Below are 20449 nucleotides of genomic sequence, written 5' to 3'. Positions count from 1 at the left end.
GTCAGATCCGGAACCGCGTCGAAGGTGACCTCCACCTTCTGGTTCGGCTGCACCTTCGCCGCGTCCGACTCCTCGAACGGAACAACAACCTGAAAGGTCGACAGGTCGTTCAACGAGATGAACGCTTTACCGCCGGGTCTGGTCGCGGACAGGCCGGAGGCTGCGTTACCCGAGGCATCCGACGCAGCCGCCGCGCCTACACCGGGGATCACGGCGGCAGAACCCGGCGCCAATGCCGAGGTGGTGTCGTTCGACGTGCTGGCCATGTACTCGCCGACCGTACCGGTGATCGTCGAGACCGTACCGCCAACCGGCGCGTACAGCAGCGTGTTGTCCACGTCCCGCCGCGCCGCCGCGACATCCGCCTGAGCAGACGCAACCGAAGCCGCCGCGGCCGCGATCAGTGAGGGACGATCCGAGTTGTTGAGATCAGCGGTGTTCTGTGCGGCGATCAGCGTCTGCCGCGCGTTCTCTCGGGACAACTGGGCGTTGGCCTTGTCCGCTTCGGCTTGCTTCTTCTGTGATCGATAGCTGTCCCGGGCTCTCGCCAGATTCGTCCTCGTCGAGGTGACCGCCTTCGCCAGGTCGCCGTCCGGCGCACAGGGGCGGACCGCGTTGCCCACTCTGCCGAGCAGGCCACCCGGGCCGGCCGAGGTAGCTGCGCCAGGACCGTAATCAGGCGTGCCGGACGCCGGGTCGATCGCTCGTCGAGCCCTCCGGAGCGCGGTCCGGGTCCTCTGACACGTCGGACGCCGCCGCGCCGCCGCACCTGGCCGCGTAGGCGTCCTGTGCCCTGTTGTGAGTCCGTGCGGCGTCCTGGTACACCCGGCGGTAGTTGCCCAGGGTTCTCTCGGTGACGGCGAGCTGTGTGTCGTAGGTCTTCCGAGCCTTGTCGTAGACCTCCTTCGCCTGGTCGACGGCGTGATTGCCGCCTTCGGCCAGTGGGCTACGGGTGGCCTTGTCCAGGTTTGCCCGAGCGTTGTCCAGCGCGGCCTTCTTCGAGGCGAGGGTCTGCTGGAACGTGAAGTCGTCCTCCTTGGCCAGCAACTGACCCGGCTTGACCACATCACCGACCCGTACGTGGAGCTCGATCAGCTTCGAACCCTTGGCGAAGCCCAGATTCTGCGAGGTCACCGGCGCGAGAGCACCAGAGGCCGACACCGCAACAGCCACTGTGTCACGGTGCACCGTCGCGATCGGTGAGCCAGTGAAGGGCGAACTACATGCAGACACTCCCGCAACAACCAACACCGCCATTCCAGCGACGGCGGCTCTGGTCAACCTCATGTCCATCCAGCCCCGTGCCGAAGAGGTCATCGGGTGCTCAGGCATGACCCAGGGGTCGCCGTCCGGTCGAGCCACTCCAGGAGATGTGGGAGAGGTCGGCACTGTCGCTGTCCGGTTGTGCATAGGTCCTGTCTTTTTCACGCTCCGAAATCGAACTTTACTACGATCTCAGACGTTCTATTAATGGTGAGATAAAGAAAGCTAAACATTTATGCAGGTCGCCCATAAGATGGACTGGCGCGGGAAGATCGCACGAGACCACTCCTCGATTATGATGCTCCGAGGGATGTGCGCCGCGTATCGAAAGCACCTTAATGCGGGGGTATCGATCAACTGGCGGCGGGTCGGAGACTCGCCCATGCCGTCAGGATTGTCGTCGCTTCGCCGCGGAAAGGGTGCAGCCGTCGGTGCGGTGAGTGCGACGCCGATGATTCGGTCGACCTCAGCCGGGCGACAGTATCGGGTGATCTCCGGCGTGGCCAAGGTAATTCCGCACGAGCCCTCGGCCGTTCGTGCTCGGGCAGGACTTGCCTTCGAACCTCGGTGCGTCTAGGGTTACGGTTCGTGGCAACTTACGGAGTTGGCGGGTTGGGTCTGCTTGGCGACCCGACCCGGCGAGCCATCTTCGAGCTGCTCGCACGAGAGCCGTGTTCGGTTCAGGAGTTGGCTGATCGGTTGCCGGTCAGCCGTCCGGCGGTGTCCCAGCACCTTCGGGTACTCAAGGACGGGGGTCTCGTGGTCGATCATGCTGAGGGCAACCGGCGGATCTATCGGCTCAACCCCGACGGTGTCACCGCGCTGCGGGCCTGGCTGGACGGCGTCTGGAGCGACGCTTTGGCGGGTTTTCACAAGGTTGCCGAGGCAACTGTCGACGACTCCGCACCTATCTTCCGCGATCCGAAAGGGGAGAGCGCATGACCACTACCGCACCTATTCCCTCGATTACCGGGACGGTCACCGTCGCGGTGCCCATCGACAAGGCATTCGGCGTCTTCGCCGGCTCGATCGATGTGTGGTGGCCCCACCAGTTCCACATCGGCGCGGCGGAGGTGGCCGAAGTGGTTCTCGAACCTCGCGACGGAGGGCGATGGTACGAGCGTGGCGTCGATGGCGTCGAATGCGACTGGGGTCGGGTGTTGGCCTGGGAGCCTCCGCACAGGCTGGTGTTCACCTGGCAGATCAACGGGATGTTTCAGTTCGACCCTGACCCGGCGCACGCCAGCGAGATCGAGGCTCGATTCGCCGAGGACGGACCCGATCAGACCGTCGTCACGGTCGAACAGCGCTATTTCGAACGCCTTGTCGGCGGTCAGGACGTGTATGACGCAATCATCAGCGGTGGCGGTTGGACGGTCCTGGTCGAGAGCTATGCCAAGACCGTGGTGGAAAAGTCGTGACGGCGCCTGATTCGAGCTGAACAGGAATGGTCGTGGTTTAAGTCGGCCAACTGAATCACGACGCATACTGTCGCTGGATCGGGCCTCGACCATGGTGGACGGCCGATTCCCTACGGCGTATCGCCCGGGGGCGGTACTCGCTGTGACCGCGACACCAGACATCAGCACGACCGCCACGGTCGCCGCCATCAGCTGGCGGCCGGGCCTGGAGGACCCCTCTCGGTCGAGATCGCCCGAGCCGCCTGATCGATAGTCATCAGCATAGGGAAAAGCTCGGAATCGATCTCCGAACGCCAGTCACGCTCGATCCTCGTTGTTACCATTCGGGCCGGGAATCCGCATTCTCGCCCCTTTCCGATGTCCCATTGAGTAGCGGGATCGGAGTAGCACCGTCTGTTACGTCGATGAGCGGGTTGGGCTTGTTACGGTCGGTGGCGCGGTGTAGATGAACAGTGGATGTGCGCGCGGTCGCGGCGCGGTTTGCCGACCACCTGCCGGATTGGATCTGTGAGTCTCGGTTCGCCTGGGGCCGACAACGAATCGCCCGGTACTCCGTCGCGCCGGAGGAGAAGACGTCCTGACCGAACGGTGCGCCAGTGACGCCGGTTTCGGCGACGTCGCTCCCGGCGCCGCTGAGACCGGCTTCGGCAACCCTCAACGACGGCAAGAGGTGCGGGCCATGCGGATCGACATAATCAACCGGTAAATTAAGGTGAGGTTTGGGTGACGATAAATATCTTCCCATTGCATCGGCGGGCCCGGTGAATGTGCTGGCCGCCGAGCGTCGGGCCGTTCGGCGCGACGCTGGGCATCCTGCGGTTACGCAGCGTACACATATCGATCTATTAGCTTCGAGTTAATTATCTTCCTGGCAGCCTGAGGCAGGCTGAATCTATTCGACTGGCCGCATCTGTCATTCCAGACCGGATGCTCATCGTTCCTGGTCTTTACGAGAAGGGCTTTACTCGTGTCACTCATTGCTCGCGCACTGCCGATCGCGGCCACCACGGCCGCCGCAGCTCTGGCGATCGCCGGTCTCGCGCTGCCCACGTCGTCCGCCGGCGTGCAGCCGATGGCACACAGCACCGCCCTGGCGAGCGGTTGCAACTGGTGCCACAACTGGGGCGGCGGCGGCCCGTGGGAGCCCTGGAGCGGCGGCGACACCAGCTTCGACCACAGCAAGGGCAACCTCAGCCACAACAACCACAGCTTCAATAACAACAACAACGGGACCACCAAGGCCGGACTGCTCGTTCTCTGAGCTGACTCGAGCCACTCGGCGTCCCCCGACGGATTAACCGTCGGGGGACGCCGTCGTCGCGGTCGACGAACGAGGGTTGGAGGGACGCCTCGATGCAACCCTCGCACGCTCACGTCAGCCGATAAACCGGTGGATGGCTTCGTCGGCGTTGTCCTTCGCCAGGCCGGGGAAGATCGCGGCCTGATCGGTGACGGGCCGGTTGACCGGTACCGTCGGTGGTCATCCTTCACTCCGGGCGTTGCCTCCGTTGGCGTGAGCATGCGCTGGTGGATTCAACTGGTCGTCGCATGATCGCGGCTGAGCCGCGTCGCCGGTAAATCGAGATACAGCAGGGCCGCCACCCTTGACCTGAAGTGCAGTTCAGGTTTTATGCTGTCCAGAGAGTGTGGTCGAACGGGCGCGGGGGCTATCGATGCAGGATTCGACGGGTGCGCCGGCGAGTAGGGGGCGCCGATTCTCGGCAAAGCTTGTGGTGACGCTCATCGCTTGGTGCATCGCGTTTCTGTTCGTGCTGGCGGTTCTTCTGGTGTACGGCGGCGAGTTCGCGGTCATGCCGCCTGCGGTCGAAGCGTTGGCGTTCACCGGTCTGCTGGTTCCGGTGATGGGAAACCTGGTCATGCCGACCGTCACCAAGATGGTGATGTCCAGGATGTACCCGGCTCCGAGCTTCGCGGCGGAACTGCACGTGGTCGGGCGAGTCTCCTCACCTCTCCAGTTTCGCGAGCAGGCTCCGAGGCAGGGCGACGAAGGCGCACCGGAGGCATGGTTGGACTTTGATGTCGCCTACTCCGAGGGGCTCAGCGATCTGTGCGTTGGTTCCGACATCATGGTGATCACGTGGCTGGACAGATCCAGGCGAGATCGTCTCACTGCGCGCCCTCGGAGCGAGGACAATCCGGAGCAGGGTGTGTTCAGTACTCGGTCGCCGGATCGGCCGAACCCGATCGGGTTGCATCGCGTGCACGTGCTCGCTATCGAACCGAATCGTCTTCACGTGCGAGATCTCGAAGCGCTGGACGGTACTCCGATAGTCGACATCAAGCCGGTCCTCGACCGGCTACTCGAGAAATAGTGGCAGCGTGGCGAGGTCTGCAGAGCCCGCTGGATGTGATCTGACCGAACCGTTGCCGGTCAGGGTGCGGGCAGTCGGGGGATGGCCTTCGCGGCGAGTTTGCGCGCCATTTGGCACTGTTGGTCCGGCAGTACGTCGGCATAGACTTTGATTTCTACCAATTCGAACCACGTTCTGGTCGGCCCGAATTTCCGGTGCGTAATCCAGGCCGCACACGCGGTCTTATCCTGATCTCCGGTCTCCATTCTGACCACCACAGCACGGCCGGAAATATTTTCGGTATTTCCGGACGGGTTGGAGATTGGTGAGAGCGAAGTGGTGAAGATAATCTGCACAGCGGGCGAATTGAAATTCTGCCCGGCCGGATCGTCGTTCGCCCACGTGCATGACCAGTTGCCGAACATCGGATACATTCTGGTCGGCGCTTTCCATGGCAGAGCGTTGAGATCGGCGTTCTCCATGAGTTGGCAGGCGTTCTGGCGGTTCAAAGAATTCGCATCACCCAAGCTTCGCCCGTTTTCGTAATCGGCGCGGACCGATTCGCCACCCCGTCGGCTTTCAGGTGATCGGGCAACTCATCGGGACCTGGCAGAAGACGTTCGAAGAACGATCGGCCGAGTTGTTCGGCGTCAGCGCTATCAACAACAATTCCTGGGATCTCAGGGCGAGCGTAGCCCAGGCCTGTCCCTCGACACGGTCGCCGAAGGCGTTGAGGTAGTCACAGCAGAAGTCCACCGATGGGCCCCACCGGCACGGGCACCGACGAACACCACCGCGGTCGGCGGGGTCCCACACGGCGTTGCCTCGAGTGAAGGTCACGGTGATCGGCTGCCCGGTGCCCGGGGGCGGTGATGGTGATGGTCGCGTCGGTGTTGAGCATGGCGGGGATGCCCAAGGCATCGGCCATGCACATCGCGTCGGCACTCGGTCCGGTCGGGAGCTGAACGCGATGCCCGGTCGGCGTCGCCGAAAACGGATATGCGGCACGCACATTGCCGTCGTGATCGAGGCGGATGACGTCCCGCTCATGCAATCGCCGCAGCAGCTCAGCGACCGGGATACCGAATGGCGCGGCACTGCGTTCCAGCGTGGCCGAATCGGGAGCTGCACCGGCGGCGAGTGCGCGCAAGATGGTCTGGTGCATCGCCCGTTCAGCCGGGTCGGCCGGGGTCGCGCGGGCGCGCCACTTCGACAATGTCGCCGCTGCCTGCCTCGCGTCCCCATTCTCAACCCGATCTCGACTATCGAGTCAAGTACGCGCGCCCGATCGACTCGGCTCCAGCGATGGTCACGGTCACGGTTGCCCTTCTCCATCCGGATGATCAGCACACGATCACGGCGCCCGACATGTGGGTAGGTTCGAGTAGATGGACTTCGGTATCGGATACCACCCGACCCACGACGGCATGAGGCCGGGCGCACTGGCGGGGATGCTCGAACAGCGCGGCCAGGATGCAGTGCTGTTCGCCGAGCACACGCATATCCCGGCCACCGACAATCCTGGTCGGGATGGGTTCGAGTGTACGGCCTTGGACCGGCGGTACTGGCATGGGTATGAACTCTTCGTGGCCCTGACGGCGGCCGCCGCGGCGACGTCCAGGCTCCGCGTCGGTAGCGGTATTTGCCTGGTGACTCAGCGTGACCCGATCATCACCGCCAAACAGGTTGCGAGTGTGGATCATTTGTCCGGCGGACGATTCGAGTTCGGTGTCGGCGCCGGTTGGCACCGGGGGGAGATGCGCAACCACGGTACCGACCCGCGCCTGCGGATGGCGGTGCTGCGCGAGCGGGTCGAGGCGATGAAAGTGATCTGGACTCAGGAGGAGGCCAGTCACGCCGGCGACTACGTGAACTTCGAGCGAATCTGGTCGCATCCGAAGCCGGCGCAGCGGCCGCACCCGCCCATTCTGGTCGGCGGCGATGGGCCGACCGTCCTGGACCGGGTTCTGACTTTCGGCGATGGATGGCTGCCGAACTATCGGGGTGACGATACGGTCTTCGACCGGATCGACGAGCTTCGTTCGCGCGCGGATCGGCCGATCGAGGTGCACATGTTGTCCGCGCCCGCCGATCCGGCCGTGCTCGAACGCATGGCGCGGGCCGGTGTGCGGCGTGCCAACCACTGGCTGCCGTCCGGCCCGCTCGACACCGTCGAGCGGGCCTTGGTCCAGTGGGAGAACGCGATCGGGCAGTTCATCGGGGCATGACAGCCGTCACTGCACGTGTGCCGTCCCGGAGCCGGTACTCAGGTCAGCACCACCAGGCCATCGCGCCCGTCCAAGCGCACTGTCAGACCCGCGCAATTGCCGATCCGCACGGTCAACTCGGCCCCAAGCGCGGCCAGCTCGGCGCGCACCCGTTCCGGCTTCGGGTGGGTGGACCTCGAGGGCGGCCAGCGGAACGACCGGCAGACCGCGTGCCGGCGGCGGCACGGTGTCACCCCAGTCGATCAGAAATGGCAACAGCGCTACGCCTGTCTCCAGCCATGCCCCGGTCAGCCTCCACCGCATTAACTCTCCGTCCGGCGTTGTGCGGGATATGGCTCGCGCGGGCCCAAGATCGAGACCGGCGGTACCCGCTGACTCGATGCAACGATCCATGTCTCGGGGATGAATCGCCCAAGCCACCACTCTCGGCGCCTCGAGTTCGTCGATTCCGAACGGACGCGGCTGTTCGGGGTCCGCTTGGTCCAGATCCGGACCGATGATCTCCAGGTAGGCCTGTCCACCGAGACCGACGAGCCAGTTCGCGGTCCCGAGCCCGATATGCCGCCCGCCTGGTACCGGGGCGACCCCGGCGAGCTCGGTGAACTGATCGACCGAAGCGCCAAGGTCGGGTGTGGCGAACACAATGTGATCGAGCACGCCGACACGCTACCGGTGAATCCAGCACTTGAGGTTGCCCAGCGCCGGTCGTCGTCGGTGTTCTGTGCCGTCCCGGGCCGAGTGCTCGGGGTGGCGGTGCTGCAGTTCTCGGTCGTCCGAGTCAGCGTCGACTCTGCCGGCCTGCGGGTCTGCTACGGCACGTGGCGCTGGCCTCGGCGACTCTTCCCCCTCGCCGATGTCCTGTGCGTCCGTCTGATCGACATTCGGCCGCTGCACTGGGACGGGTGGGGATACCGAGGAAGTCGACGGCTCACCGGGCGCGCCGCAGCGGTCATCCGCAGAGGGGCGGCCGTCCAGATCGACCTGCGCGACGGCACATCGCTGACCGTCACGGTCGACGACGCCGACACCGGGGTGATGCTGTTGGCCGCTTTGCTTGCGCGATTGTGAATCTCCGTCATGCCGCTGATGGGTAAGCCTTGCGATCGGTGTCGGAAAGGTCAGAATGTGCGGCCGCGTTGGTGACCAGGTCTTCCCGGGAACTCTAACCGCGCGAGCCTGTCATCGCGGCCCGATAGTGAATGCGGTCATTGCCGAGACCGTCGAGTGCATAACTCGTCGAGGTTCCGCTTCGAGCGGAAGAGTGCGCCTGCGGCGGAACAGGTGGTGTGCCGACGCCCGCGCGGTGAACGCTTCGACTCATCCGCCGGACGGCGGGAGCAAGACATAGAACCACAGGGGCCACAGGGCAGATGAGCGGTATCGAGCAGCAGGAAAGCAGGCATACAAGGCGCTGGTCGATCATGGTGGAACATGATCGCCCTGCCGTTCGCCAAGGCTGCCGGATCTCCGCTCAACTACCGGCTGCTGCTCGCCCCGCCGAATCGGCTAGCCACACATCAGCATCAACACGCTCGACGGGGTCGCCTAGCCTGGGATACCTCAGTGGGAGGAGAGTGGGGCACATGCACTTGACCGGCCTGCTGACGTTCATCGGCGTCTCAGCAGTGGTGATCATGACACCGGGCCCCGATACCGCAGTGACGATTCGTGGAGCATTCGCAGGTGGTCGCGCCGCAGGTATCTGGACAGCGTTGGGCGTGGCTGGCGGGCAGCTGCTGTGGTCGTTGGCCACCAGCGTGGGGCTCGTCGCGGTGTTGACTGCCTCGGAGCCGTTGTTCCTCACATTGAAGTACGCTGGGGTCGCCTATCTGATCTTTTTGGGCGGTCAAGCGTTATTGGCAGCGGCACGGCCAGTCCCCTCGATTACCGGATCGGGCACGAAATCAATGCCGCCAACTCGCTGGGTGTCACTGAGCCGAGGGCTGCTGAGTGATCTCGGTAATCCCAAGATGGCGGTCTTCTTCGTTAGTCTCCCACCACAGTTCGCCCCGTCGGGCCACGCGACGATGCTCACGCTCATGGCGCTGGGCACGCTGTTCGCCGCGCTCACCTTCATCTGGTTGGCGACCTACGCTGCGGTGACGGCACAGGCAGGCGATGTGTTGCGCCGACCCTCGATACGACGGGTGATCGAGGCGATGACGGGCACAGTGTTGATAGGGCTTGGAGCGCGCATCGCCACCGAGTAGCGTCACTCCACGGAGGAACCATGCACGAGCACTTCCTTCGGCCCGACGGACCACCACCGGTCAACGGATACAGCCACGCGGTCGCGTTCAGTGGGCGAATGGTCACCTTCTCCGGCCAGGTGCCGCTGGACAGCGAAGGACGACTCACCGGCGAGGACGATCCGCTGGCCCAGACCAAGACAGGTGTTCGAGAACCTCGCCGCCGCTCTCGCCGCGGCGGGCGCGGGAATGGAACAGATCGTCAAGCTGACGATCTTTCTGGTCGACCTCGGAGACCTGGACGCTGTCAGGCAGGTGCGCGACGAGTTCATTTCGCTGGATAGACCACCCGCCAGCTCACTCGTACAGGTCAGCGGCCTCGTCAATGTGGCGTTCCGGGTCGAGATCGACGCACTGGCCGCCGGCTGAGATGCGCCGACGCCGCTTCGGTCCGCATGTGACAATTCACTCGGGTTTATGGGATCAGCGGGTTTAAACTCAATTCTGGGCGCAGCCAGATTCCATTGCGGGTCCGCGTCAATCCCATTGTTGTGCCACTCACGCACATCTCGTCCCGGCGGTGAGCCTCGAACAGGTCAACGTCGTCCCAGGTCTCGCAGCAGCGCGCACAGTGACATCGATCTTCGCCAACCCAGCTTGCCGCACACCACCCACACGACGCCCGAACCAATCCCACGCCCGACACCTTTCCGAACAACCCGACCAGGCTCCAGTCTTGATTCCTCAATACCGCGTCGACCGCAGGCAGCCGTGACACAGCGGATCTTGATCACCGGCGCGGCCGGCGCGATCGCCACCCAGCTGCGTCCTCGACTGGCCCACGCCGGACGAGTACTGTGGCTCACCGACCTCAAGGCTTGCGGGCAGTATGTCAGGGCATCGACGTGGTCATCCACCTCGGCGGGCTCAACCGCGAGCACCGCTGGGAACAGATCCTGTCCACCAACATCAACGGTACCTACACCGTCTTCGAAGCGCGACGCCGCAACGACGGTTAGCAACGACGAGACGATAGCGATCTCACGGATAGACATTGCGCCACCGCGGCATATCCGTACTTAATATTAGTTTCAAGAAAAACCAAAGATTTGCTAAGCGCGCACGCCGACCGCTAGCCGCTGAGAATCCCCGAACAAACCGGGCCGATCCCTAGGTACTGGAAAGCAGTACCTGTCGAGGGTGTTGAGGGTCGCCTATTGTTGAACTGGCAACTGCTATCGAATCGCGGGGAGTTCGGATGACAACCGGCTATGTGTGGCACGAGGTGTTCGGGTGGGGTGACACCGGTAGCGGAGGACTCTTCCCCGCTGATCCAGCCGCTGGGCTGCAGCCAAGCGCTCTGTGCTAGCGATCCTCGGATTGCTCGAGGTGGGGCCGATGCACCCCTACGCGATCCAGCGACTCATCAGACAGTGGGGCAAGGACCAGGTCGTCAACGTCGTTCAGCGCGGCGCCCTGTACAAGATGATCACCCGGCTCGAGGGTGCGGGGCTGATCGAAACTCGGGATGTAGAGCGTGAGCGGCGGTTCCCGGAACGGACCACCTACCAGGTGACCGTCGCGGGTCGAGCCGTCGCGGGCCGGTGGCTCGCCGAGATTCTTTCCGCTCCACGCAACGAATTCCCCGAATTCCCCGCAGCGTTGTCCTTCCTGCCGATGCTCACCCCTGGTCAGTCAAGAACTGCTGGCCATCCGGCAGGACAAGCTCGCCCAACGGATCGCGGAGCTGGACGTAGCACTGGCCGCCGACATCGTGGATCTTGCGCTCCCGCGCGTCTCCCTGCTGGACACCGAGTACATCCGGGCGGTCACCGACGCGGAGCTGCGGTGGGTGAGTGCCATCCTGGCCGGTCTGCGCGACGGATCGATCACCTGGAGTCCCGAAGAGCTCGCCGCGTTAGCCCTCAGACAGCGGACAGCCTGACCATCGAGGTGTATCGGTCGCGGTTCAGCCCTCTGCTGCGGCAGTGACGTGCGTCCCGTGGGGGCGCGAATGGCGGCGAGATCGGCGGCCGTTGCTCCGCCGGGAATCGCCAGTGCCCCGGCTGCCGTACGGAGCGGGAGTTGGCTGCGGGCGAGATTCGGCCCGGTCTTGGTCGGGAGCGCCGGGTGGCGGGCTCCGCGTACCGTGCTCTGCCCGTACGTCAGCACCATTCGGCCCGATTGTTCGCGCCGGGGCGTTGCCCAGCCTGCCGATTCGGCGAGCTCGCGGCCGAGGCTCGCTCGGGGTGTTGTAGACGACCACTGGAACGACGCTATGACGCGACCCTTAGATTCGGGTGAGTGCAAGCATCTCAAGATGCTGAGGATCTTCACGACCGCGCCGCCTGTTCACGCCGAACCACGATCGGAGTCGCATCGCCATGGACGTCAATACCACTCGCATCAACGGTTGGGTCACTCCCCGGTTGGAACAGATTCTTCGCCGCGCGGCCGAAGTCTCCCGTCAACATGGCTACGACTATCTCGCCGTGGAACACGTCGCTATCGCCATGATTGAGGAAGGCGAGTCGCTGCCGATTCGGTGCTGGGACGCCCCTATGACACCGGGCCAATGGCGGGAAGCGATCCTCGCAGGCTTACCCGAAACGCCGACCAGCGAGCACACACCGACTAAGCCGGTCGGCATCGACACACACCGATAGCGCATCGAGACCACAACTACCTGCGAGCGCCGACGGCGTCGCCCGCGTATCGACGGGGTGGCCGTGGTGAGCTGCTTCGGTCTTGTGGTTCACATTCTGACCGGCATCAACACCCTCACCGCTCGGGATGACCGGATGACCAACGGGGAGACTGGTCCGTCCAAGGAGAGCCAGAGCTGGCTCTCACCGCCGGCGTCGATCGCCTCGAGCAGGAACTCCTGGATGACTCCGACGCCATCGAGCTGGTCGGATACGACGATCTGGTCGTCCGCAGTGGCGACCAGTACAACTGCTGGGAAGCTGACTCCGTCATGTTCTCGTTCCATCGTGCGTGGCGTACTCACCGCGACCGCCGCACACAGCTCCACGTCGATCGGGATGGCTGGCTCGTCGTTTGTCGGCAGGAGTCTGCGGTAATCGGGAACCTGGTCCAAGATCAGCTCACCGCGCACGGTCACGGACCCAGCGCGGGCGGTGATCGTGGCGGTGTCGATCATCAAGCTGATCTCTGGTGCAGCAGAGGTCGCGATGGTGTCGGCGAAGGTAGCCGGCAGCACAACCGCTCGTGAAATCGTGTCAGCCTCGTGCGCCGAGATGGTGGCGGCCGCGAGACGGTAGCGGTCGGTCGCCACGAGGGGCACCGAGCCCCCCGCGATATCGAGTAGCACCCCGCCGAGCGTGGGGAATTCCGCATCGAGGCTGACCGCATACCGCACGGCGGCCAGCGCGGAGGCAAAGTCGGGACCGGCGAAGGTGAGAGAACTTGGCGCCATGGAGCTCTCCTGGGTATCGAGCAGGGAACGGGCGGCGGAGAGTTCGCGTCGAGCGTCGACCAGCCCCTGTTCGAGGCGGCAGAGATGTGCGGTCAGCAACGCGTCTACCTGATGCGGGGACCTGCGGTGAGCCAGGACCTGCATGATCTCGGCCAAGGGCATCTGGACTGGTCGTAGTCGTGCGATCAGCCGAGCAATGATCACCTGATCGGCCGCCTACCAGCGATAGCTCGTATGCGGATCACTGCTCGCCGGATTCAGCACACCCACGCCGTCGTAGAACCGCAACGCGCTCACCGTCAGCCCACTGGCCCGTGCCACTCGACCGATCCCGAGCCGCCTCTCCATGACTGCGACTCTCGCACCTCGACCTGGTCGAGGGTCAAACCCTCAGACCTGATCGCGTCCGTCGAGTGCGGCCGGGTTCCTCCGGCGGCCACCAGCGTTCCTGTCGCATTCGTTTCTGCGTGCGACCGTACCTGGTGCCCCGCGCGGCAGCGAGATGGCACTAATGCTGCGCGTCGTAAGTAGCGCTCGAATACCTCGCGTCGAGGCCAACCTCACCAAGGGCTACTTGTCGAAGATCGAAAACGGTCACGTAGCGGTCGAACGCCGCTCCTCACCGTCAGCGATCGCCAGCGCCCCACACTGTCAGCGTCGTGGACCTCGGCGGCGACTACATCTGAGCGACCACGTCGACAGCAAGGCGCACAGCACCATTCCGGAGATTCGGTACTCGCTCTTGGCGACAAACCTCGACGAGTCCACAGGATCGACAAGCCAATCAATCGATGACTCGAGTGCCGAAACCGCGAAACTCGCCAAATGGCGCCAGGCCTGTCGATATATCGAGGACGGCCGCGCCCTGCCCAGTCTGATCACAGACCTGCGCGCCGTCGCCGTCGATGGCGGCGACGACAGGCCGGAGGCTTTGCGTAGTCTCGGTCAGGCGATGCAGGTGACTGCCCTGTTGACCAAGAACCTCGGCGCGGTGGATCTTTCCTGGGTTGCTGCCGAGCGCGGGCCGTCGTGCAAGGGAGACCGGCACGGCGGGTCTCTGGACGCCATGCTGACCAGATAACGTCGCCGGATGCGAAGTCGTGGCCGTCCCGGTCGGGTGATCTTCCTCAACGGGACGTCGAGTGCGGGCAAGACTGCCCTGGCCCGAGCCATCCAGGATGAAAGCGACATCCCGTTCGTCTACTGGGGTGTCGACATTCTGTTCAGCTTGGTGCCGCCGAATTGGGGTGGGGGACGCGACGGCCCGCTCAGCCGTGACGGTTTCTGGTATGACCGCACCGGCGATGATGCGGACGGGTACCCGTCGGTGGTCATCCGCTACGGCGAAGTCGGACGTCGGATGCTGCGGTCGGCCCAGATCGCGGCCGCCGCGTTCGCGCACGGAGGTGACGAGCTGGTTATCGACGAGTTGCTGCTGACCCCGGATCTGCTGCCGCAGTGGATGGACGCGTTGTCGGGTCTGGAAGTGCTGCTGGTGTGCGTCACGTGCCCGCTCGCGGTCGCCGAGCGGCGGGAACGCGACCGGCGCAATCCGAACGGGCTCGCACGAGGCCACTACCGCCTGGTTCACCACCACGGCACCACCTACGACATGACCGTCGACAGCACCACGGGCACGCCCGCCGAGCTGGCCAAAGCCGTACTGCGCAGGCAGCGCGTCCGGTAGGTCCCTGCGGCCGGGCGATGTCGTTCCGGCCGATTGTGCGCGCCTCCGTGAGCACACGACCGCCAGACTCCATGCACTCTCATGCCGCGAAGCGGTGACCTACGACGCTGGTTACAGTGCGTGCTGGCTGCCGGGAGCAGGTCTTCCCCGGGGTAGGGCCACTTCGAGCCGCTCTACTGGGGCCATTTCAGACCGCCAGAGCCACTTGGACATACGCCGTCGCCGCGTTGTCCGGCGATGGCGTCGGCCTCATCGACGTGTCAGGAGTGGCGTCGTCGGTCGAGTTGGCGGTGCTGCTGGCCGATCCGATCCTGGCGGTGGTATCCGGGGCGGAGAGGCCGCCGTTGCGCAGTCTCGACGGGCTGCCCGAGCACGTTGCGACTCAGGCGCGATGGTGGGAGGGCCACGTGGTGGAAGTACTGATCGGGCGGAATCCCGATGCGGCCGCAAGCCGGGTTTGACGTCGAGGTGCGGGTGGACGCGACGCCTCGCGCGATGGATGAGGCTGAGGTCGACCGTGCCGGGCGTATGGATGAGCGCGCCGAGGTTCTGAACAAGAGGGCCGAGCGGAAGAAGGTCGAGGCCGACGCCCGGTACAACGCCGCGGACGCGATCTCCGAGTACATCCCGAGGGGCCAGCCGATCCTGGTGTGGCACTATTCCGAGCGGGGTCACCGGCGTGTGTTGGCGCGGATGGATGGCCACATGCACAAGGCGGTGGAGCTAAAGGTCGGGAGGCTGAGCGGGCCGCTGATGGTGCGGCCTCGGCGGCCGGGCACATGGACCGTCGCTAGTCGCTGGGACGGGTCGCGCGCCGCCTCGAACGGCTGGAGACCGAGCGACGCAGGGTGGGTCGTAACCTCGACGAGTGCGGCAGCACGGATGTCTGGGGCCGCGTCTGATCTTGTCGCAGTTGTCGACGCCGGGAGGGGTCCCGAGCTCGTCGGCCATGTAGCGGCAGCCGGGTGAGTTGAGCACCAAGCGGAACGCAGACACGACAGCGCCGTCCCACAGGCGTGCCTGGATGACTTCGCCGTGTCGGCGGGCCACCGGCGGTCTTGAGGTAGCTGTCCAGGTCGCTGATGGCGGTGGACGCGTCCAATATCGTGCTTTTGACGAGCATGGTCGCGTTGGCCACCACGATGTCGCGGAGTGCTTGGGTCGCTGCTTTCCCGGCGAGGCACGCCACGCCCTCGCTGATCGACGCGACGTACATGTCCATACCGCCGATGCCTCCTGCGTCATCGGCCATGTCGGAATAGTCCACGGCGGTGGTCAGGCACAAGAGGGAGCCAGGACGTCGCAGCGTCCACCACAGTGACTGGGTGCGCCCGGCCGGCACCAGGCCTCGCATCGATTACTGATGGATCCGCAGGTGCACGAACGCGTCCGGCGACGCCGGAACCTGCTGCACGGCCCTGGTTCCGTTGCGCACCACGGTGATGACTTGCTGGCCCGGATCCGCGTCACAGACCCGCATTCCGAGCAGCTCCGAGGCGCGCACCCCGGCTGACACCCAGAACGCGACCAACGCCCGGTCCCGATCCGAGCGCAGCGCCGCGAACACCTCGTCAAACTTCTCATCCGGGACCCACGCGTAACACGCCGTGGAACCCGCGGCCGGTAGCGGCCCGCCGATCCGCACGGAACTCGTTCATCGGGTTGTGATGGGCGTTCGCCCGCCCCGAGCGCCGAGACCGATCCAGCGGGAACGGGTTCACGTTCGGCCCGGTCCCGGCCTCGAGATGGAACTCGTAGATCCCGCCCAGCACCGCCATCAACGATCACGCGAGCAAGCTAGCGGGCCTCTCCCAGGCGCCGTCCGGTACCAGGGCAACTCCGCAGTTAGTTCAGTTAACAGGGCAGGTTCGATTTCCTGGGGGGTTCAGCCTTCGCCGCTATCAAGGCAAACTGCTGATCAAACCGAGCAAGGCGCGTATCAGGCGCCTCCGGAACCGGCTCGCAACCTAGGTGCGCACAAGTGCGCGGCTCGAAGGCGAGGGCGGTCATCGCCCGGCTCAACATCGTCCGACATCAGACGGTCAAGGGCACACCGTCTCCTGACGATCCTGCCTTGGTCGACCACTGGGCCACGCGGCGGCGACGCATCAAACCCCGTTGGACAGCTACACGCTGCACCTGATCGACCGGCAGGACAGCCGCTGCCCGCTCTGAGGGGTTCCCGTGCTCAGCGCCGACCAGCCACCCGGCTCGCCCCAGCAGTGGGAGAACTGGTGGCTGGCGGTCACCCGCAAGCCATCCAGCACGATTACCTCGTGCACCACGGACGCCCCGGGCGACCCGGCACCTCGGACGGTGATCAAACCCGCCTGGTACACGCAGGACGACAGCACATCAACCCTGCACGCCCTCGTGGCTTGCTTGAGACGTGTGCCATGAAAAGTGGCACGCACGCTCCGGCTACCGACTGACCAGCGACGAGCGACGGCCACGATCACCGCCGCTGAGGAAGGCGACCGCAGCCGAGCATCGGTGCGACGCCGCGACCCTCGGAACTGATCAAGCGCGGTCGCTTCCCACACACATGATCATGGAACCGACACGCCGAGCGCGGTCAAAACCCGCGAACATCTGCGGTCGGTTCCCCGAACATAGCCATGATGTCGGTCAGTGTTCGATTCGGCTGGTGAGGGTGTCGTTGCCGGGGCCGGACAGTTCGTGGGTGAGGCCGTGGCGGCCGGCCATGGCCGCCATGACGAGGGCTTCGGCCGGGCCTTTGACGAGGGGTCCGGTCCCTTTTGTCCAATCCAGGTCGGTCGCGACCAGGGTGAGACCTCGGATGCGCTTCGCGGCGCCGATGGTGGGTGCGGTGCTGGCGAAGTCGAGGACGACCCGCATGCGTTCGTCGGGGATGTCGCGGGGCAGGCCGAGTGGGCGGCGGATGTCCTGGTGGTGGATGAGTCCGTCGGTGAGTGCGATCCGGCCGCCGAATCCGGCGGTCAGTCCGCGTGGTCGGAGGTGATCGCGCACCAGCGTGAGCAGCTCGTCGGTGCTGTGTTTCTGGTAGGCGGCCACGCCGGCGGCGTTGACCCGGTCGGGTAGTAGTCCGCCAGTGATGAAGCGGCGCACGAGACCGGCGGTGCTGAGTTCCTCGTAGCTGAACATGTGCGCGACCACGTCGCGGACGCTCCACCGGGTGCACAGCGACGGTGTATCCCACTGGTCCGGGGTCAGGGTGGCGAGCAGATCGGCGAGATCTGCCCGTTCGTCACTGGCCAAGCTCATGGCATCCAAGTCGGTGCTCACGGCTGGTTCGCCACGGTCTTGGTGTAGCCGTCGAGCAGCTGCACCCATCCGCCGCCGCCCTGGATCATGGTGCGGACGGCCTCGCCGCCGATTAGGCGGTCGAAGTGGCGATGTTTGACCTCGACGATCGACTGCTCGGACCCGTCCGGGATGAACCGGGCCTCGATCTCGCTGGCGTGAGCAGGGTCCGGGTCGAACGTCATCATCCCGTTGATCTGCCAGGTGAACAGCAGCCGGTGTGGCGGCTCCCAGGCCAACACCCGACCCCAGTCGCGTTCGGTGCCGTCGACTCCACGCTCGAACCAACGTCCGCCCCCGCGGGGTTCCGGTATCACCTCGGCCACTTCGGACTGGCCGATGTGGTACTCGTGCGGCCACCAGGTGTCGAACGACGCGGTGAACACGCGGAACGCCTGCTCGACCGGCAGGCCGACGGTCACCGTCCCGGTGATCGGCGGAATTGGGGCTGTCGTGGTCATGGGGTCTCCTGTTCGGGGTCGGAGCTGGCCGCGGCTTCGGCGGCCTTGTGAAAACTGGTCAAAGCATCACCCCAGACGGAGTCGAGCCAGGCACGCAGCGCGGTCAGGCCCTGGGGGTTGAGGTGATAGATGCGGCGGGCGCCCTCGGCGTGGCTCACAACGAGCCCGCCATCCTTGAGTACCCGCAGATGTTGTGACACCGCGGGCCGGCTTATCGGCAGCTGGTCGGCGAGCTCCTGCACCGAGCAGGGTCTGCGGGCGAGCAGTTGGAAGATCGCGCGGCGGGTCGGGTCACCGAGCAGACCCAAACCCGTGTCTCCGTAACCCTCCACGAACGGTAAGTGTATGCGCACCGATCGAGGTGGGCAAATGTCGATGCGGAGGACGCGTGTTCGGGCCGTTCGACGACATGCTGGACATCCTGTGCTGGGAGGCCAGGATTCGGTCGGCGAGGGCGTCGAGATCGGCGAAATCGATCGGGCTGATGGCTTTGCGTTGCGAGACTGAGAAGTAGATCTCGACCTGGTTGAGCCAGGATGCGTGGATCGGTAGGTGCACCAGGGTCGTGGTGGGCCAGGCTGCGTTCATGCGGTCGATCGAGGCCTGTCCGCGGTGGCTGGAACCGTTGTCCACGACCCAGACACCCGCCGCGCTGAGGCGTAGGGCTCGACGGCCATGACGTGTGCGACCAGCTCGGTGAACGGCCTGATCCCCGTCTTGGGGCGATGGTGCCCATCACCCGTGTCTGATGGACGTCGTAGGCGGCGAAGTAGGTCAGGGTTCCGCCGCGCACGTACTCGAACTCGACGTGGCGGGGGTGGCCCGGTCCAGTAGCCCGTCCGGGGGTGGCGCCGGCGCAGCGCTTGGAGCTGGGACTTCTCATCGGCGCTGATCACATAGTCGTCCGGGCCCAGCTCGGCGCCCTGCCAGGTGCGGGCGTAGAGGTCCAGGACACGGCCGACCTTGGCCTCGAAGTCAGGGTCACGAGGAAAGACCCAGGAGCGGTGCTGCCACGGTTTGATCGCCGTGCGCCTGAGCCAGCGGCGCACCGTGGACGGCGAGATCGCCTCGACGACTCTGCGGGTGACGGCTTCGGCGGCCAGTTCGGCGCTGCTCCAGCGCGAGAGCGGGTTCCCGGTCTCGGCGAGCAGGGTACAGGCCGGCGCGGTGATCGCGGCGACCTGCACGGCGGTGAACCGTCGTGGCCGTCCAGACCGAGGACGATCGATCAAACCCTCCAGGCCCGCGATGGCGAACCGGCAGCGCTATCTACGGACGGTGTCGACACAGAGCCCGAGCCGCGCGGCGATGCCGGCATTGGACTCACCGGCCGCGGCGGCGAGAACGGTCCGGACGGACTCGGTCACGATGCTCGGTGCGGCCGGTGCGCGCCCGGGTGATCAACACCTCTTCCTCGGGCACGGTGAGCAAGGACCTGGCGACGGGCACAGCGGCGTTCTCCGCCCACAACCATGACCGACGCGCTGTGACACGCCGTGGTCACCCATCTAGGTGACGAACGGTGACATCGCGGAGCCCAACAGCTCAGCCACGATGAACGGGACTGTCACGATGACCTCGTGGCGACTACGTTCCCCGAGTCGACCAAGAACTCAGTGCGACAGCGGATAGCCGCTCGCGCTCGTGAACGTTGGCCGCAGATCACCACGTTGACGATGCTCCACTGCGGAGTGTTCACCTACGTCGAGGCCACCACCGACACAGCGACGTTGCGGCTCTGTCGGCTGCGCTACGTCGGTTCCGCCCACGACTGGCAGGTAGTGATCTACCGAGCCGACCACGACGACTACCAGGAATCGATCTTCCCCAGCGGGCTGCCCTTTGGAACCTGCCAGGACGCTCTAGACCTCGCCTGCGGCCTCTACCTCAACGATCCCACCGCTTGGCACGACCTCAGACCCCCGACGAACTAAGGATCGGAACCACTAGTCTGCGTTGTCGCCGACACAGCGTCCGATGTGCGCTGGTGGCGAAAGCTGCTGCTGACGTCTGACGCCCCACCGTGAAGGTCTTCCAGCGCCCGCGCTTGGCCGGTTGCTTGCTTGGCAGTGTGAGCGCAAGACCGGGGTGTCCGGCTGGTGCGGGGCGCGGCCTGCCTCGTGGTGCTGGCCTGCACGGTGCGCACTGGCCGCGTTGGGCCGGG

Annotated in this window: 29 protein-coding genes and 3 pseudogenes; 18 read left to right on the top strand and 14 right to left on the bottom strand. The window is 65.1% G+C overall.

Annotation, left to right across the window (positions count from 1 at the left end):
- A partial coding sequence (locus tag G406_RS0121040) for an HlyD family secretion protein (RefSeq protein ID WP_028935331.1) occupies positions 1-623 on the bottom strand: 623 nt, incomplete at its 3' end.
- 52 nt (positions 624-675) lie between these two features.
- A complete protein-coding gene (locus G406_RS0121035) occupies positions 676-1134 on the bottom strand; it encodes an HlyD family secretion protein (protein WP_028935330.1) in 459 nt (152 codons plus the stop codon).
- Positions 1135-1830: 696 nt separating this feature from the next.
- Here G406_RS0121035 and G406_RS48560 point away from each other — a divergent pair.
- From G406_RS48560 to tsaA, 4 genes are all read left to right on the top strand, one after another.
- The gene (locus tag G406_RS48560) at positions 1831-2205 is read left to right on the top strand and encodes an ArsR/SmtB family transcription factor (protein ID WP_342666229.1); all 375 of its coding nucleotides are present in this window, start codon (positions 1831-1833) and stop codon (positions 2203-2205) included.
- On the top strand, positions 2202-2684 hold the full coding sequence (locus G406_RS0121025; RefSeq protein WP_051342447.1) for an SRPBCC family protein: 483 nt from the start codon (positions 2202-2204) through the stop codon (positions 2682-2684). Before G406_RS48560 ends, G406_RS0121025 begins: the two co-directional genes overlap by 4 nt.
- Before the next feature lie 967 nt (positions 2685-3651).
- Positions 3652-3945, top strand: a complete 294-nt coding sequence (locus G406_RS0121015; RefSeq protein WP_028935328.1) for a hypothetical protein — start codon at positions 3652-3654, stop codon at positions 3943-3945.
- Positions 3946-4357: 412 nt separating this feature from the next.
- Complete coding sequence (gene tsaA / locus G406_RS58980; protein WP_245607179.1) at positions 4358-5017, top strand: tRNA (N6-threonylcarbamoyladenosine(37)-N6)-methyltransferase TrmO; 660 nt, start codon at positions 4358-4360, stop codon at positions 5015-5017.
- 59 nt (positions 5018-5076) lie between these two features.
- Here tsaA and G406_RS57105 read toward each other — a convergent pair whose 3' ends face one another.
- Complete coding sequence (locus tag G406_RS57105) at positions 5077-5523, bottom strand: hypothetical protein (protein WP_156935038.1); 447 nt, start codon at positions 5521-5523, stop codon at positions 5077-5079.
- 212 nt (positions 5524-5735) lie between these two features.
- The gene (gene merB / locus G406_RS59810) at positions 5736-6161 is read right to left on the bottom strand and encodes an organomercurial lyase (RefSeq protein WP_028935326.1); all 426 of its coding nucleotides are present in this window, start codon (positions 6159-6161) and stop codon (positions 5736-5738) included.
- Between the two features lie 223 nt (positions 6162-6384).
- Between merB and G406_RS0120995 the strand changes: the two genes are divergently transcribed.
- Positions 6385-7224 (top strand): TIGR03619 family F420-dependent LLM class oxidoreductase, encoded by an 840-nt coding sequence (locus tag G406_RS0120995; RefSeq protein WP_028935325.1) that lies wholly within the window; start codon positions 6385-6387, stop codon positions 7222-7224.
- 216 nt (positions 7225-7440) lie between these two features.
- Here G406_RS0120995 and G406_RS55965 read toward each other — a convergent pair.
- A pseudogene (locus G406_RS55965) lies at positions 7441-7866 on the bottom strand (VOC family protein); the annotation flags it as partial.
- 30 nt (positions 7867-7896) lie between these two features.
- Between G406_RS55965 and G406_RS55960 the strand changes: the two are divergent.
- The 4 genes and pseudogenes from G406_RS55960 (at position 7897) to G406_RS58970 (ending at position 9842) form a co-directional block, all read left to right on the top strand.
- On the top strand, positions 7897-8292 hold the full coding sequence (locus G406_RS55960; RefSeq protein WP_156935036.1) for a hypothetical protein: 396 nt from the start codon (positions 7897-7899) through the stop codon (positions 8290-8292).
- 515 nt (positions 8293-8807) lie between these two features.
- A complete protein-coding gene (locus tag G406_RS0120980; protein WP_037077667.1) occupies positions 8808-9434 on the top strand; it encodes a LysE family translocator in 627 nt (208 codons plus the stop codon).
- A 20-nt stretch (positions 9435-9454) separates the two neighbouring features.
- Positions 9455-9556, top strand: a pseudogene (locus G406_RS59555) (RidA family protein); the annotation flags it as partial.
- A gap of 61 nt (positions 9557-9617) precedes the next feature.
- The gene (locus G406_RS58970; RefSeq protein ID WP_245607178.1) at positions 9618-9842 is read left to right on the top strand and encodes a RidA family protein; all 225 of its coding nucleotides are present in this window, start codon (positions 9618-9620) and stop codon (positions 9840-9842) included.
- A gap of 46 nt (positions 9843-9888) precedes the next feature.
- Here G406_RS58970 and G406_RS59805 read toward each other — a convergent pair whose 3' ends face one another.
- On the bottom strand, positions 9889-10110 hold the full coding sequence (locus G406_RS59805; protein ID WP_425414608.1) for an FDXHR family putative zinc-binding protein: 222 nt from the start codon (positions 10108-10110) through the stop codon (positions 9889-9891).
- A 181-nt stretch (positions 10111-10291) separates the two neighbouring features.
- Between G406_RS59805 and G406_RS57845 the strand changes: the two genes are divergently transcribed.
- The 4 genes and pseudogenes from G406_RS57845 to G406_RS48535 all read left to right on the top strand — a co-directional run bounded on the left by G406_RS57845 (position 10292) and on the right by G406_RS48535 (position 12079).
- Positions 10292-10432: a hypothetical protein gene (locus G406_RS57845; RefSeq protein ID WP_169736751.1), complete on the top strand. Its 141-nt coding sequence runs from the start codon at positions 10292-10294 to the stop codon at positions 10430-10432.
- Positions 10433-10811: 379 nt separating this feature from the next.
- Positions 10812-10949: pseudogene (locus G406_RS58965) on the top strand (PadR family transcriptional regulator); the annotation flags it as partial.
- A gap of 238 nt (positions 10950-11187) precedes the next feature.
- Complete coding sequence (locus G406_RS58960) at positions 11188-11358, top strand: hypothetical protein (protein WP_245607180.1); 171 nt, start codon at positions 11188-11190, stop codon at positions 11356-11358.
- A 439-nt stretch (positions 11359-11797) separates the two neighbouring features.
- Complete coding sequence (locus G406_RS48535; protein WP_037077664.1) at positions 11798-12079, top strand: Clp protease N-terminal domain-containing protein; 282 nt, start codon at positions 11798-11800, stop codon at positions 12077-12079.
- Between the two features lie 89 nt (positions 12080-12168).
- On the opposite strand, the gene G406_RS48530 is transcribed toward G406_RS48535, so the two are convergent.
- Together G406_RS48530 and G406_RS57090 are read right to left on the bottom strand one after the other, a co-directional pair.
- Positions 12169-13014: a DNA polymerase III subunit beta family protein gene (locus G406_RS48530; RefSeq protein WP_051342445.1), complete on the bottom strand. Its 846-nt coding sequence runs from the start codon at positions 13012-13014 to the stop codon at positions 12169-12171.
- A 54-nt stretch (positions 13015-13068) separates the two neighbouring features.
- Positions 13069-13200, bottom strand: coding sequence for a MerR family DNA-binding transcriptional regulator (locus tag G406_RS57090; protein ID WP_156935035.1), 132 nt, complete (start codon positions 13198-13200; stop codon positions 13069-13071).
- A gap of 163 nt (positions 13201-13363) precedes the next feature.
- Here G406_RS57090 and G406_RS57085 point away from each other — a divergent pair, with 163 nt between their 5' ends.
- The 4 genes from G406_RS57085 (at position 13364) to G406_RS48520 (ending at position 15508) form a co-directional block, all read left to right on the top strand.
- Complete coding sequence (locus G406_RS57085) at positions 13364-13933, top strand: hypothetical protein (protein ID WP_156935034.1); 570 nt, start codon at positions 13364-13366, stop codon at positions 13931-13933.
- Positions 13934-13942: 9 nt separating this feature from the next.
- On the top strand, positions 13943-14539 hold the full coding sequence (locus G406_RS0120950; protein WP_028935322.1) for a chloramphenicol phosphotransferase CPT family protein: 597 nt from the start codon (positions 13943-13945) through the stop codon (positions 14537-14539).
- A gap of 227 nt (positions 14540-14766) precedes the next feature.
- Positions 14767-15000 carry a hypothetical protein gene (locus G406_RS0120945; RefSeq protein WP_037077662.1) on the top strand — a complete coding sequence of 78 codons (234 nt, stop codon included), beginning with the start codon at positions 14767-14769 and terminating at the stop codon, positions 14998-15000.
- Positions 15001-15034: 34 nt separating this feature from the next.
- Positions 15035-15508 (top strand): DUF3560 domain-containing protein, encoded by a 474-nt coding sequence (locus G406_RS48520; protein ID WP_169736750.1) that lies wholly within the window; start codon positions 15035-15037, stop codon positions 15506-15508.
- A gap of 388 nt (positions 15509-15896) precedes the next feature.
- On the opposite strand, the gene G406_RS54270 is transcribed toward G406_RS48520, so the two are convergent.
- From G406_RS54270 to G406_RS54260, 6 genes are all read right to left on the bottom strand, one after another.
- Positions 15897-16184: a site-specific integrase gene (locus tag G406_RS54270; protein ID WP_156935033.1), complete on the bottom strand. Its 288-nt coding sequence runs from the start codon at positions 16182-16184 to the stop codon at positions 15897-15899.
- A 983-nt stretch (positions 16185-17167) separates the two neighbouring features.
- Positions 17168-17785, bottom strand: coding sequence for a maleylpyruvate isomerase family mycothiol-dependent enzyme (locus G406_RS0120915; protein ID WP_028935315.1), 618 nt, complete (start codon positions 17783-17785; stop codon positions 17168-17170).
- Positions 17786-17802: 17 nt separating this feature from the next.
- Positions 17803-18285 carry an SRPBCC family protein gene (locus G406_RS0120910; protein ID WP_028935314.1) on the bottom strand — a complete coding sequence of 161 codons (483 nt, stop codon included), beginning with the start codon at positions 18283-18285 and terminating at the stop codon, positions 17803-17805.
- Complete coding sequence (locus G406_RS0120905; RefSeq protein WP_028935313.1) at positions 18282-18617, bottom strand: ArsR/SmtB family transcription factor; 336 nt, start codon at positions 18615-18617, stop codon at positions 18282-18284. The genes G406_RS0120910 and G406_RS0120905 overlap by 4 nt, the downstream gene beginning before the upstream one ends.
- Positions 18577-18873 carry a hypothetical protein gene (locus G406_RS59800; protein ID WP_425414607.1) on the bottom strand — a complete coding sequence of 99 codons (297 nt, stop codon included), beginning with the start codon at positions 18871-18873 and terminating at the stop codon, positions 18577-18579. Before G406_RS59800 ends, G406_RS0120905 begins: the two co-directional genes overlap by 41 nt.
- Positions 18870-19517: a helix-turn-helix domain-containing protein gene (locus G406_RS54260; RefSeq protein ID WP_169736749.1), complete on the bottom strand. Its 648-nt coding sequence runs from the start codon at positions 19515-19517 to the stop codon at positions 18870-18872. Before G406_RS54260 ends, G406_RS59800 begins: the two co-directional genes overlap by 4 nt.
- A 348-nt stretch (positions 19518-19865) precedes the next feature.
- Between G406_RS54260 and G406_RS48505 the strand changes: the two genes are divergently transcribed.
- On the top strand, positions 19866-20219 hold the full coding sequence (locus tag G406_RS48505) for a hypothetical protein (RefSeq protein WP_037077659.1): 354 nt from the start codon (positions 19866-19868) through the stop codon (positions 20217-20219).
- The last annotated feature ends 230 nt before the right edge of the window (positions 20220-20449 follow it).

The organism is Actinospineispora spinosispora DSM 44797 (genome assembly GCF_000429025.1).
In the GTDB taxonomy this organism is placed as follows: Bacteria; Actinomycetota; Actinomycetes; order Mycobacteriales; family Pseudonocardiaceae; genus Pseudonocardia; species Pseudonocardia spinosispora.
Note: the sequence above shows the minus strand (reverse complement) of the source record. Positions and strands in the feature narration are given on the sequence as shown.